This window comes from Pseudonocardia xinjiangensis (assembly GCF_012911925.1).
In the GTDB taxonomy this organism is placed as follows: domain Bacteria; phylum Actinomycetota; class Actinomycetes; order Mycobacteriales; family Pseudonocardiaceae; genus Pseudonocardia; species Pseudonocardia xinjiangensis.
On record NZ_JAAXKY010000001.1, the window covers coordinates 17780 to 31088 of the forward strand.

A 13309-nucleotide genomic window follows, 5' to 3' on the forward strand; every position below is an offset into this window, starting at 1 on the left:
AGACTAGTCGCCCGTTCTGCCGAGGTGTCAAGAGCGGTTGGCAGAGTAAAAAAACGTTTGCCGACCACATCGGGGGCAGGTCCGGGCAACCACCCCGCAAAGGGGCGCGGATTCTTGGTCCGAATGCCCGGCGCTCCTACGTCGTTTGGTTCCCGAATACCGGGCGAGGCGCATGAATGTGAACACACGGCAGGGCCGCGATCGCGAAGCGTGAGCAGTCCGGCCGGCGCACCAGCAGCTGCGCCGGGCGCACCGGGACGCCGCCCGGCGAGGACCGGCGCCGGAGGCGGGGCTGAAGCACCTCGACGCTGCGTTACGGTGTTGTCTACTCTTTCCGGGTGACGCAAGGGCTGCTGCACGGCCACCTGATCGGCTTTGCCCGGACGGGAGTGTCGGCCGTCGCCACCGCGTCGTACGACGGGCACCTGGGGCGACGCCCGTTCCGGGAGAGGTTCAGCTGCGCGGTAACGCCACGCAGTCGATCTACGAAAGTCCGGGTGCCGGGTTTCGCTCAGTGTGAGCGGGTCGTCCGGTTGCTCGAGAACCGCACACACGCACCAGCACGATGCTCAGGCACAACACGGAGGAAGGGGCTGAGGCGTGACCAGCACTCCGTGGACGCCCGGGTCCGGAGCGGCGCTGCGCTTCCCGGCTCCGGTCCGTCCCGCCCGGTCCCCGTCCGGCTAGATTGTCGTCCCGCTCGCTCCCACCCCGGCGAGGTGTTCGGCCCGCTCCCGCTCCACCCGCTCGTCGTCCCGCCCGAATCCGTCGCTCGCTCCCTGTCCGGCCCACTCCCCGTCCGGCCCGCCATCGAGGAATCTGCATGAACACCCCGCCCGAATCCGCTGCTGCGCCGCTGAAGCCCGCCGAGCTGATGTCGGCAGGCTCCCTCGGGGACGGTCGCCGGAGGCAACCCGGCGCACCGCTCGCCCCAGCGGCCACCGGCGCCTTCGAGCCGATCCAGGTGGTCACCATCGACCTGGCCGAGCCGTTGGAGGCGCTCGAGCGGCTCCCGTCGACGAGCGGCGTCCCCTACTGCGGGGTTCGGGTGCTGGTGCTGCTGCACGACATCCCGATCGGGGTGGTCTGGGTCGGCTTCGACTCCGACAAGCTCTCGGCGCCGACGCTCGCCGAGGCGATCTGCGCCGAGCTCGGCGACCACCTCATGGATCACCTGATCCGCGACGGAGTCGACCCGGAGACGGCCCGCTCGGCGTTCGACCCCGAGGCGCTGGCGCTCGGCTTCCCCGGCACCTGCGCCGCGGTCCCGTCGGCGCTCCCGGGCGTCCGGGCCAGCGTCGTGCTCGCGACCCGCGGACGGCCGGCGTCCCTCCCGCACGCCCTCGACGCCCTGCTGCGGTCGGATCACCCGGACTTCGAGATCGTGGTGGTGGACAACTCGCCCTACGACCTCCGCACGGCCACGCTCATCCACGAGCAGTACGCGGACGACCCGCGCATCAGGCTCGTCCCCGAGCCCCGACCCGGCCTGTCGTACGCGCGCAACCGCGGCCTGAACGCCGCCGAGGGCGACATCATCGCGTTCACCGACGACGACGTCGTGGTCCAGCCGTCGTGGCTCAGCCGCATCAGCGCCGAGTTCGCGGATCCGGCCGTCACCTGCGTGACCGGGCTGGTCGAACCGGTGGAGCTCGAGTCGTTGTGGCAGTGGTGGTTCGAGTGCGCAGCCGGGTTCGGCCGGGGCACCGAGCGGCGCGTCTACCACCTCACCGCGTCACCCGCCGCGTCGCCGCTCTTCCCGTACGAGCTGGGCAGCTACGGCACCGGTGCGAGCATGGCGCTGCGGAAGAGCGCGCTCCCGCCGGGATGGGCCTTCGACGAGGCACTCGGCGCAGGCAGTCCGGCCGCGGGCGGCGAGGACCTCGACCTGTTCCTGGACGTGCTCACCCTGAGCGGCACGCTCGTGTACCAGCCTGCGGCGTTCTCCTTCCACCGCCACCGTGCCGACGGCGCCGGCCTGAGCGCGCAGATGCGCGGTTACGGCCGCGGGCTGACCGCTCTGCTCGCCAAGCGGCTGCTGACCCGGCCGCAGGAGCGCGCGCTCCTGCTCAAGAAGGCAGCGGCCGGCGTCCGCCACGTCCTGGGCCCGGAGTTCCGCACCGGGGCGAAGGACACGGTCGCGGCAGCGCCCTATCCCCGTGCGCTGCGGATCCAGGAGGCGCTCGGCATGCTCCAGGGCCCCGCGACCTACCTGATGGGCGTGCGGCGGGCGCGGCGGCTCAGGAAGGTCTGGGGCCCTGGCGGCCGGTAGCCGGCCGGGTGGTCGTCAGTACCACTCTTCCCAGTTGTCGTAACAGCCGGCCAGCGCGGCGCGGAACAAGCGGGGGCTGTCGAGCCGGGTGATGAACGTCCGGGGCACGGTGCCTGCCGGCCGGGTGTCGACCGACTGGGCGTACACGATCTTGTAGCCCACGTCTGCCGCCGCGGCCCGTGCCGCGTCCGACCAGTTGCGGGACTGCCCGAACGGGATCGCGAACTCCTCGACGGGCTGGCCGAGCACCTGCTCCATCCGCTCCCGGGACACCTCGAGCTCCGCGCGCGCCTCGGCCGCCCCGATCCGGCCGAAGTCGGGGTGGGTGGCCGAGTGGCTCGCGAGGCTGATCCCGTAGTCCTGGAGCGCTCTCACGCCCCTCCAGTCGAGCACGTGCCGGTACTGCTCGGGGTGCTTCCCGTCGGCCCATCCGGAGACGACGAACATCGTCGCGGGGATGCCGTGGTGGCGCAGGACCGGAGCGGCGTTCGTGAGGACGCTCGTGACACCGTCGTCGAAGGTCAGCGCCAGAAGCTGCTTCTCCGGTTCGGCCATCACCTCGGCCGGGGTCGCGAAGCTCCAGCCGTCGTCGGCCGCGAGCTGGAGATGCCGCTCGAACTCCCGTGGGCGGACGTCGTTCACGCCCCACGAGGGAGTGCCGATCGAGTGGTAGGCGAGGATGCGGCCGCGCCGCGCCGACGGTGCCCATTCGAGCATCCGCCGGGCGAGAGCCCAGCGCTCGACGCCGAGCCGCCCCGTCACCGCGCAGCCGTAGGCGACCTGCGCCGCGCGCGAACCGACCACCGCCTTGCGGATCGACGCCGCGTTGATCCCTGCCTTGCCGGTCGACGCCTCACCGGTCGACTCCGTGCTCATGTAGCAGCCACCTCTCCATTTCCGGGTCGTCGCTCCATGGCTTCCGACGTTCAGCGGCTCGGATCAGCCCCGGCACCGCGCGCCGCAGCCTATGGCCCGTTCGGGGCCCGGCCGGACCGGGCCGGGGCGCAGCCCCGCGGTCGCCGATGCACAACGAAGCTGAAGGTGCACTGAGAACACAAAGCCCACGCTCAGCGTCCCCACAGGGACGAATGAAGATCCTTCAGTTGTGCTCAGTGCCCAGCTACCCCGGACCCGCCCTCCTGCACCGCCGTCGACGACCGGGCGGGAGCCGATCGGCAGGGCGGCGCTCTCCGTGGTCGCCGTCGTCACGCTGCTGTCGGTGGTGCGAGCCTTCGGTCCGCTGACCTACCCCGGGGACATCTGGCGCCAGTCCGACACGGCGACGATCGCGCGGAACTTCGCGACGGGCGGGATGCAGCTGTTCTACCCGCAGATCAACTGGGGCGGCGCCGGACCCGGGTACGTCGAGACCGAGTTCCCGTTGATGCCGTGGCTGAGTGCGGCGCTCTACGAGGTCTTCGGGGAGCACGCCTGGCTGGGCCGGCTGGTCTCGCTGGTGTTCATGCTGGTCGCCACGGCCGCCTTCTGGGGACTCGCCCGGCGGCTGCTGCCGGTGCGCGTCGCGCGGTGGGCGCTGGTCGCCTTCGCCGTCTCCCCCGCCTTCATGCGCTACGGCACCGCCTTCATGCCGGAGGCGACGGTGCTGGCCTGCTACCTGCTGGCGCTGCTCGCGTTCTGCCGCTGGCTGCAGGAGGACCGCCGGATCTGGCTGGTGGCGGCCGCCGCCGCGACCTCGGCCGCGGCGCTGGTCAAGCCGACGTCCCTGCACATCGGCGTGGTGCTGGGGATCTGGCTGGCCCTCGCGGCGCCGTCGCGCCTGCGGCGCCCGTCGCTCTACCTGGCCGGGGTAGCCGCACTCGTGGCGCCGGCGCTGTGGCTGTGGCACGGCGCCCGGTTGCACGCCGAGTACGGCAACACCTTCGGTGTGCTCTCCGGCGGCGACAGCAAGTGGGGGAGCCTCGCGCTGTGGTTCTCCCCGGCCTTCTACCTCGGGAACCTCAAGACCGAGACGATCTTCGTGTACGGGCTGGTCGGCGTTCCGCTGGCCGTGCTCGGCGTCGTGTGGCTGTGGCGGCGCCGCTCGGCGGGTACGCCGACCGGCTCGGTCTTCCCGCTCGTGGTGGGCGGCGTGGTCGCGCTCGTCGTCTACTACTTCGCCGTCGGCCGCTACAGCAGCTCCGACCTGGGGATCCAGTACCACATCTACTCGTTGCCCTACGCCGCGATCTGCACCGGCGCCGGCCTCGGCGCGGCGGCGGAGTGGCTGCGCCCCAGGCTGTCGGCAACGGTGTTCGCCGTCGTCTCCGGGCTCGCGGTGGTCGCGCTCGGCGCGCAGTCGGTCAACGTCCTCGCCGAGTCCCTCCGGTCGAGCGCGGGAGCCTTCGGCACCTGCGCCGACGCCCTCACCCAGGTCTCCGCACCCGGCCAGCTCGTCGTGGTCGGCACGACGAGCCGGAGCGTGGAGAACGGGGTGCCCAACAACTACCAGGAGCCGGTGATCTTCTACCTGGCCGACCGGAAGGGGTGGAGCCTCGCGGCCGACCAGCAGGACCCCGCGCTCCTCGCGCAGTACCGGCAGGAGGGCGCCCGGTTCTACGTGGCACCCGACTCCGACCTCGTCCCCGCCGGTGGCGCGCTGTCCCAGTGGCTCGGCGCGAACGCCACCCAGGTCCGGTCCAGCGGGTCCGACGGCTGCGCCGTGTGGGCACTCGACCATCCGGTCACCACCTCCTGACGACCTCGGAGCGCGGTGATCGGGTCACCCGACCGGGGTTGTACGATCGCGCGGTGCATGTCGACGACAAACAACTCGTCGACGCCGAAACAGTGCACGGAGGCCTCCAGAGGGTCCACCGGGGATGACGCAGCCCAGCAACGCTCCCCACTTCGGTCGCCCGGATCTGGAGGCCACGGTCCGCCTCATGGCGGTCTCGGCCGACGGGCCCGAGCCCGCGGCGGAGGATCGCCGGCGCGGCGTGCGCAAGCTGCTCGGCGGCGGCCTCGAACTGAACGCGATCGCGCTCATGGCCACCTCGGGGATGACGGCGCTGTTCGGCCTCGTCTTCTGGGGTGTGGCCGCGAGCTACCCGGCGGAGGAGGTGGGCCGGTCCTCCGCGCTGATCTCCACGGCCATGATGATGAGCGTCGTGGCCAGCCTCGGGGTCGGCCTCCTCTTCACGCGGTTCCTCGGGTCGGCCGGTCACCGGGCGCGCGCGATGGTGCTGGCGGGATACGGGGTGGCGGCCGTCGTCGCCGTGGTGCTCGGCGGCGCCTTCGTCCTCTTCTTCACCGACGACACCCTCTTCGGTTCCGGTTCGGAACGCGCCGCGTTCCCCCTGCTCGTCGTGATACTGGCCCTCTTCGCGCTACAGGACTGGGTCCTGATCGGCATGCAGGCCGCGCGGTGGGTCCCGATCGAACAGCTCCTGTACTCGGGCCTGAAGCTGGGGCTCGTCGCGCTGTTCGCCGTCACGGCGATGCGGAACGGGATCGTGCTCGCGTGGGTCGCGCCCGCCGCGCTGGCCGTTCTCGTCGTCACCCCGGTGCTCCTGCTGCGCGTGCTGCCCCGGCGCGGTTCCAAGGAGGGCGCGGTCGCGCTGCCGGGCAGGCGCACGCTCGTCGGTCTCTTCGTCGGTGAGTACGCCACCGGCGCCACGTCGGTCATCGTGCCGCTGTTCATGCCGCTGATCGTGGTGACGATGCTCGGCACCGAGGCCAACGCCTACTACGCGCTCCCGTGGCTGATCAGCGAGGCCGTCACGGTCCTGCTGTGGAACATCTCGTCGTCCTACATCACCGAGGCGTCGAACGACGTCCGGCAAGGGCCCGCGCTGATGCGCCGCGCGTGGCGGCTCTCGTGGCTCATCGGGGTCACCGGAACGCCGTTCCTGCTGGTCGGCGCCCCGTGGTTGCTCTCCCTGCTGGGCGACGCCTACGCCGAGGAGGGCACCACGCTGCTCCGGCTCATGGCCGCGGCGCTGCCCTTCACGATCGTGCACAGCATGTACATCGCGTTCTCCCGGGTGAAGCAGCAGATGGGCCGGGTCGTGGCCCTGCAGACGCTGAGCGCCGTGATCGTCGTCGTCCTCGCCCTGGTCCTCGTCCGGCCGCTGGGGGTGGCCGGGGTCGGCGTGGCGTACCTCTGCGCGGAGGCCATCGGCTGCGCGATCGCGGCCGTCCCGCTGATCCGCGCCTTCCGCGCAGCCGCCGCCCAGGACGGCGCGCAACAGGGAGAACCCGAATCCGAACCGGTGACCGAGCCCATCGGCTGGGTCAGAGCGGAAGGTAGAACGTGAACCCCACCTCGTCGATCCACGACAAGCGGGTGGCTCGTCCGCTGCGCATCCTGGTCGCCGTCCACCAGCTCGACCTCGGTGGCAGCCAGATGAACGCCGTCGACCTCGCGTGCGGCGCCGCCGCCCGGGGCCACGACGTCCTCGTCGCCGGCCCGGACGGACCCCTCGTCGACGTCCTGCGCGAGCGCGGCGTCCGCCACATGCACATCCAGCTCGACAGCATGGACGGGGCAGCGGGGTCCTACCGAAGGCTCTCGGAGCTCACCCGCATGTTCCGGCCGGACATCCTGCACGCCTACGAGCTCACCCCGTCGCTGCTCGCGTTCTTCGGCCCGCACCGCAACAGCGGGGTGCCGATGACCATGACGATCAACAGCATGTCGGTGCCGGACTTCATGCCGGGGTCGGTGCCCCTGCAGGTCTGCAACCCCGTGATCGCCGCGGCCGTCCGGCCGCGCAGCGGGCGGGTCGGCGTGCTGGAGATCCCCACCGACTGCGTCGGCCAGAACCCGGGCTTCCCCGGCGACGGGTTCCGCACCGAGATCGGCGCCGCCGACGACGAGCTGCTGGTCGTGGTCGTGAGCCGCTTCGCCCGCGTCCTCAAGCAGGAGGGTCTGGAGACCGCCATCCGGGCCGCGGGCCGGCTCGCGCCGCGCCACCGGATGCGCCTGGTCCTCGTGGGCGACGGCCCGGCCATGCCCGACCTGCGCGCGCTCGCCGACAAGACCAACGCCCAGGCGGGCCGGGAGGTGGTCGTGCTCACCGGCCAGCGCCCGGACCCACGCTCGGCCTACGCCGCCGCCGACGTCATGCTGGGCATGGGCGGTTCGTTGCTGCGGGCGATGGCCTTCGGCAAGCCGTGCGTGGTGCAGGGCGAGCACGGGTTCTTCCGCATCCTCGACGCCGGGTCGGCCCGCCAGTTCCGCTGGCACGGCTTCTACGGCATCGGCGACGGCGGCACGGGCGAGGACACGCTCGTGCAGCTCCTCGACCGACTGCTCGGCGACGAGGGGCTCCGCAAGGAGAACGCCGACTTCGCGCTGTCGCTCGTGCGCCAGTTCTACAGCCTGGAACACGCCATCGACGTGCAGCTGGACTGGTACGACCAGGTGCTCGCCGACCACCGGCCGCCGCCGCTGAGCGAGGTCGCGCGCACGGCCAAGGCGGTGGGTACCTGGGTGGCCGAGCGCGCGGTGAACCGGCGCCGGGGCACCGCCCAGGAGGACGTCTTCAACAGCGCTGAGCGGATCCGGCCCGGGTTCGTCAACCCGGTGCCCGACTGGTTCGACCCCGAGCCGGTCCGCTGAGCGTCAGAGGGCGCGCAGGCCCGCTCCTGCGCGCTCGTGCTTCGTGCCGCAGTCGGGGCAGACCAGGTCGTCCCCGAGCCGCTCCCCGCAGGCGCAGACCCAGCCCTTGACCCGGGCCGGGTTCCCGGCCACGAACGCGTGCGCTGGCACGTCCCGCGTGACCACGGCTCCGGCGCCGGCGAACGCGCTCTCCCCGATCTCGATGCCGCAGACGACCACGACACCGGCGCCGAGCGACGCGCCGCGGCGCACGGTGGTGCGCAGCAGCTCGTCGCCGCTCCGCTTGATCGCCGCGCGCGGCCGCATGTCGTTGGTGAACAGCACGTTCGGACCGAGGAACACCTCGTCCTCGCACGTCACCCCGGAGAAGACCAGCGTGCCGTTCTTGACCGTCACCCGGTCGCCGAGAACGGCGCCGTCCTCGACGAACGCGCCGTCGCAGATGTTGCAGTCGCGGCCGACGCGGGCCCCGGGGAGGACGTGGGCGAAAGCCCAGACGCGGGTGCCCTGACCCACGTCCGTGCTCTCGCAGAGGCCCTGCGGGTGGACCCGGACCCCCGTGAGGGTCACCGGCGGACCGCCGCGGCGAGCACGGACACGACGCGCTCCTGCTGTGCCGGGGTGATGTCGGGGAACATCGGCAGGGAGATGATCTCGTCGGCGAGCCGCTCGGTGACCGGGAAAGCGCCGGACCCCAGGCCGAGGTGGGCGAAGGCCTCGGTGCGGTGCACCGGCACCGGGTAGTGGATCCCGGCGCCGATTCCGGACTCGTGCAGCTCCCGGAGCACGCGCGCGCGCTCGGCGACACGCACCACGTACAGGTGCCAGACCGGCTCGTTGCCCTCGGCCACCACCGGCCCGACCACGCCGTCAACATCGGACAGGAGCTCGTCGTAGCGAGCCGCGGCGGCGCGGCGGGCGGCGTTCCAGTCGTCGAGCCGGCGCAGCTTCGCCGACAGGACCACGGCCTGCAGGGCGTCGAGCCTGCTGTTGAACCCGAGCACGCTGTGCTCGTACTTGCGCGGGGAGCCGTGGTCGCGCAGCAGCCGGATGGCCTCGGCGAGGTCGTCGCGGTCGGTCAGCACGGCGCCCGCGTCGCCGTAGGCGCCGAGGTTCTTGCCCGGGTAGAAGCTCGTGCCCGCGATGTCCCCGAGCTTGCCCGCGGCCACCCCGTGCCGGCGCGCGCCCTGCGACTGCGCGGCGTCCTCGAGGATCGCGACACCCTCCGGGAGCACCGCGCGGAGCTCCTCGACGGCAGCCGTCTGCCCGTAGAGGTGCACGGGCAGCACGACGCGCGTGCGCTCGGTGACGGCGGCGGCCGCGGCCTCGACGTCGATGAGCGCGGTGTCCTCGTCGCAGTCGACGAGCACCGGGGTGGCGCCCGCCCTGGCGACCGCTTCGGCGGTGGCGATGAACGTGTTGGCCGGCATGATGCACTCGTCACCCGCCCGCACGCCCAGTGCGCGCAGCGCCAGCTCCAGCGCGTCGGTGCCGTTGCCGACCCCGACGCAGTGCCGGATCCCGGACCACGTGGCGTAGTCGGTCTCGAACGCGGCCACGCGTGGCCCTCCGACGAACGCGGTGCGCGCCAGGATGTCGGCCCATCCGGCGGCGATCTCGTCGGCCACCTCGGCGTGGGCGGACGCCAGGTCCAGCAGCGGCACCGGGTCGGTGGTGGGGAGGGTACTGGTCACAGGTGTTCCTCGGTCGTCGTCGAGTGGGTCGTGGTCATCGCAGCGAGGGTCGTCGAGCCGGGGTTCATCGATACGACGGGGCGGCGCTCTGCAGGCCGATCGCCGCGGCGAGGGCCGACACCACGAGGTCCTGGTCGGCGTCGGACAGCTCGTGGTGGAGCGGGAGGATCAGCGTGCGGGCGGTGAGGTGCTCGGTGACGGGAAGCGGCCCGTGCGGGTGCCCCGCGTACGCGGGCTCCAGGTGGGCGGCCATGATCCCCCGACGCGCCGACACCCCGGCCTCGGCCAGCGCGGTGAGCACCTCGCTGACGGGCGGCGCCGCCTCGGGGAGCTCCACCCAGAAGGACTGGACGTTGGACGTCGCGTTGTCGGGGTCACGCACCGTGCGCAGCCCGAGCGGAGCCAGGAGAGCGCGGTAGCGGTCGGCACGCTCGCGGCGGTGGGCCACGATCGCCGGCAGGCGCCGCAGCTGGACCAGGCCCATCGCCGCCTGCATGTCGGTGAGCCGGTAGTTGAACGCCGTCTCCCCGTACTCCTCCATGACGTTGCGCCCGCCCGCGTGCCGGTCGGCCGCGGACACGCTCATGCCGTGTTCGCGCAACCGCCGCAGCCGCGCCGCCTGGTCGGCGTCGTCGGTGGTGATCATCCCGCCCTCGCCGGTGGTCAGGAGCTTGCGGGGGTGGAAGGACCAGGCCGCCATCAGTGCGCCGTGGCCGACCGGCTTGCCGCCGAGGGTGGAGCCGGCCGCGCAGGCCGCATCCTCGACCACGGGGATCTCGCCGCAGGCGGCCCGGATGGCGGGGACGTCGGCCGGCACGCCGGCCTGGTGCACCACCAGCACGGCGCGTGTCTGCGGCGTGCGGACCGCGGTGATCGTGTCGGGGGTGAGGTTCCCGGTCAGCGGGTCGACATCGGCGAAGACCGGCACCGCGCCGCAGTACCGCACGGCGTTGGCCGTGGCGATGAACGACAGCGACGGGACGATCACCTCGTCACCCGGTCCGACGCCGAGCACGTGCAGGGCGAGGTGCAGCGCCGTGGTGCAGGACGACGTCGCGACACCGTGGGCCGCGCCGACGGACGCGGCGAACTCCTTCTCGAACTCCGCCACCCTCGGTCCTTGGGCGACCCAGCCGGAGCGGACGACGTCAGCGACGGCCTGGGCCTCCTCCTCACCGAGCAGCGGGCGCATCACCGGGATCATTGGTCACCTCTCTGCGGACGGACGGTGTTCGTGGGACGTGCCGGGCTCACCCTGCAGCCGGCTGGGCGGCGTGGCGCCACCACTTGACCAGGTCGTCCAGGCCGTCCTCGAGACCGATCTCGGGAGTCCACCCCAGGTCCTCGGCCGCGGCGGAGATGTCGGCGAGCCGCCGCGTCACCCCGTTCACCGCGCGCTCTGGCCCGTGCTCGGGAGTCATGTCGGAGCCCATGACCTTGAGCAGGGCCTCGGCCAGCCCCTTGAGGCTGGTCTCCGTGCTCGTGGCGATGTTGTAGACGGAGTCGGTGACGTCGGCGCGCGCCGCGAGCAGGTTGGCCCGGGCGATATCGCGGACGTGCACGAAGTCCATCGTGGCCGCGCCGTCGCCGAAGATCAGCGGCGCCTCGCCGCGCGAGATGCGCTCCATCCACCGGATCAGCACCTCGGTGTAGAGCCCGTGGGTGTCCATGCGGGGGCCGTAGACGTTGAAGTACCGCAGCGCGACGTAGTCGAGCCCGTTCATGGCGTGGAAGCTGCGCAGCATGCCCTCGTTGAAGGCCTTGGCGGCCCCGTAGAAGGTGTCGTTGTTGTAGGGGTGGTGGCGCTCGGTGGTCGGGAACGACTCGGCGAGCCCGTACACCGATGCGGACGAGGAGGCGACGACCTTCTTCACGCCGGCCGCCACCGCCGCCTCGATCACGGTGAACGTGCCGTCGACGAGCGACTCGAGTGCGAGCCGCGGCTGTTCGGCGCACTGCGTGATGCGCAGCGCAGCCAGGTGGAAGACGACGTCGATGCCGTCCATGAGGTCGCGCACGAGCTCGGGGTCGTTGATGTCGCCGGTGACCACGTCGAGCCGGCGGCCGCCCGTGGCCACCGCGTCGGCGAGGTTCTCCATCCGGCCGCGCGCGAAGTTGTCGAGGACGACGACCTCAGCGGCGTCGGCCTCCAGGAGCAGGTCGACGACGTGGGAGCCGATCGTGCCGGCACCGCCGGTGACGAGGATGCGCTGCGCGGCCAGCGGCTGGCCGGTGCTCGTGGTCACTGGGAGATCTCCTGGGGGGAACGCGTGTGGTCGGTCAGAACGGGCATGAAGACGCCACCCTGCTGGAGGCTGGCCGTGGCCGCTTCCAGCAGGGCGAGTACCTGGAGGCCGGAGCGGCCGTCGGTGAGCGGCGCGCGCTTCTGCGTGATCGAGTCGGCGAACTCCTCCATCACCGAGCGCAGCGCTTCCTTGTCCTTGAGCGCGGGGGCGACCATGTCGCCGGTGCGGTAGGAGACGATCGTGGCGGCCCGGTCGTCGCGGCCCAGGTCGGCCGGGTCGGCCCGGTCGACGCCGCGGTCGTACACCGACAGCCGCTGCAGCGGGTTGAGGTCGTCCCACACCACCGTGCGAGCCGAACCACCGATCACGATGGTGCGGATCTTCGTGGGCGAGAGCCAGTTGACGTGGATGTGGGCCATCGCGCCGGTGTTCATCTGCACGTTGAGATGGGCCAGGCAGGCCCGGCCAGCACCGACCGGGTCCGACCCCTGCGCCGACACCGAGACCGGCGTGACGCCGTCGGGGAGGATCGACAGGAAGATCGACAGGTCGTGGGGGGCGAGGTCCCACAGCACGTCGACGTCGTGCTGCACGAGACCGAGGTTGATGCGCACGGAGTCGAGGTACTGCAGGGTCCCCAGCCCGCCCCCGCGCACGAGCTCCCGCAGGTACTGGGCCGAGGGCGTGTAGCAGTAGGTGTGGTCAAGCATCAGGACGAGCCCGCGCTCCTCGGCCGCCTCGACGAGCTCGCGGCCCTCGACGAAGCTCGCCGCGAGCGGCTTCTCGACCAGGACGTGCTTGCCGGCCTCGATCGCCGCCATCACCACCGCGTGGTGGGTGGCAGCGGGGGTCGCGACGGCGACCGCGTCCACGGCCGGGTCGGCCAGCACCTCGTCGAGGGAGGCGGAGGCGCGGACGGTGGAGTACTTCCCGAGCACGCGGTGGGCGCGCTCGACGTCGACGTCGCACAGGTACTGCAGTTGGAAGGCCGCAGTGGCCTGGGCGTTGCGTACGAGGTTGGGACCCCAGTAACCGGCCCCGACGACGGCTAGGCCGATGGGACTCTGCGTGTTCTCCACGCGTTCCTCCTCCAGCGCGAGCTTCGCGCCGATCGCTACAGCATCAACGGGCCACGTCATGAGCAGTTGCTGTGACCCTGCTCGCCCGGCAGTTGTCGGACAGAACGGGACGCCACCCGGCAGAAGCTCCCCCAGCGCAACCCATCACGTCAGCGATGCCCGACCCGGTCGGCCACGTGGGACGGGCCTGCGTTCCCGTCATCGGCCCTGGACGGTACAACGTCAACAGAAGCGGACCGCGACATGGTCATCGGACCGCCGGATCCGGCGCCTGCGGGAGCGGGACGGGCGCCGCTCATGACACGGGGTGCGACGGTGCGCGATCGGCTCGACACCCGAGCTTGGTCGAATTGCCGCTCGTCAACGGCCGTCACGCACACGTTCAGCCTATCGCCGTGATCCGCGCCCCGTTACCGACCGCGACGACCATGATCGGTCCGCTCGGCAGCTACCGG

Annotated in this window: 10 protein-coding genes; 4 read left to right on the forward strand and 6 right to left on the reverse strand. The window is 72.0% G+C overall.

The features are described from left to right. Positions 1-823: 823 nt before the first annotated feature. Positions 824-2272, forward strand: coding sequence for a glycosyltransferase (locus tag HF577_RS00070; RefSeq protein ID WP_169393614.1), 1449 nt, complete (start codon positions 824-826; stop codon positions 2270-2272). 15 nt (positions 2273-2287) lie between these two features. Here HF577_RS00070 and HF577_RS00075 read toward each other — a convergent pair whose 3' ends face one another. Then, the gene (locus tag HF577_RS00075; RefSeq protein WP_169393615.1) at positions 2288-3148 is read right to left on the reverse strand and encodes a polysaccharide deacetylase family protein; all 861 of its coding nucleotides are present in this window, start codon (positions 3146-3148) and stop codon (positions 2288-2290) included. A 229-nt stretch (positions 3149-3377) separates the two neighbouring features. Here HF577_RS00075 and HF577_RS00080 point away from each other — a divergent pair, with 229 nt between their 5' ends. The 3 genes from HF577_RS00080 to HF577_RS00090 all read left to right on the forward strand — a co-directional run bounded on the left by HF577_RS00080 (position 3378) and on the right by HF577_RS00090 (position 7835). Next, the gene (locus HF577_RS00080; protein ID WP_169393616.1) at positions 3378-4967 is read left to right on the forward strand and encodes an ArnT family glycosyltransferase; all 1590 of its coding nucleotides are present in this window, start codon (positions 3378-3380) and stop codon (positions 4965-4967) included. Between the two features lie 124 nt (positions 4968-5091). After that, positions 5092-6528: a lipopolysaccharide biosynthesis protein gene (locus tag HF577_RS00085; RefSeq protein ID WP_169393617.1), complete on the forward strand. Its 1437-nt coding sequence runs from the start codon at positions 5092-5094 to the stop codon at positions 6526-6528. Then, positions 6525-7835 (forward strand): glycosyltransferase, encoded by a 1311-nt coding sequence (locus HF577_RS00090; RefSeq protein WP_169393618.1) that lies wholly within the window; start codon positions 6525-6527, stop codon positions 7833-7835. Before HF577_RS00085 ends, HF577_RS00090 begins: the two co-directional genes overlap by 4 nt. Positions 7836-7838: 3 nt before the next feature. Here HF577_RS00090 and HF577_RS00095 read toward each other — a convergent pair whose 3' ends face one another. The 5 genes from HF577_RS00095 to HF577_RS00115 all read right to left on the reverse strand — a co-directional run bounded on the left by HF577_RS00095 (position 7839) and on the right by HF577_RS00115 (position 12914). After that, positions 7839-8405 (reverse strand): acyltransferase, encoded by a 567-nt coding sequence (locus HF577_RS00095; protein WP_169393619.1) that lies wholly within the window; start codon positions 8403-8405, stop codon positions 7839-7841. After that, on the reverse strand, positions 8402-9529 hold the full coding sequence (locus HF577_RS00100) for a DegT/DnrJ/EryC1/StrS family aminotransferase (RefSeq protein ID WP_312858846.1): 1128 nt from the start codon (positions 9527-9529) through the stop codon (positions 8402-8404). Before HF577_RS00100 ends, HF577_RS00095 begins: the two co-directional genes overlap by 4 nt. A gap of 64 nt (positions 9530-9593) precedes the next feature. After that, positions 9594-10733, reverse strand: coding sequence for a DegT/DnrJ/EryC1/StrS family aminotransferase (locus HF577_RS00105; RefSeq protein ID WP_246265117.1), 1140 nt, complete (start codon positions 10731-10733; stop codon positions 9594-9596). Positions 10734-10779: 46 nt separating this feature from the next. Next, positions 10780-11775 (reverse strand): SDR family NAD(P)-dependent oxidoreductase, encoded by a 996-nt coding sequence (locus tag HF577_RS00110; RefSeq protein ID WP_169393620.1) that lies wholly within the window; start codon positions 11773-11775, stop codon positions 10780-10782. Then, on the reverse strand, positions 11772-12914 hold the full coding sequence (locus HF577_RS00115; protein WP_169393621.1) for a Gfo/Idh/MocA family protein: 1143 nt from the start codon (positions 12912-12914) through the stop codon (positions 11772-11774). The genes HF577_RS00110 and HF577_RS00115 overlap by 4 nt, the downstream gene beginning before the upstream one ends. Between the last annotated feature and the right edge of the window lie 395 nt (positions 12915-13309).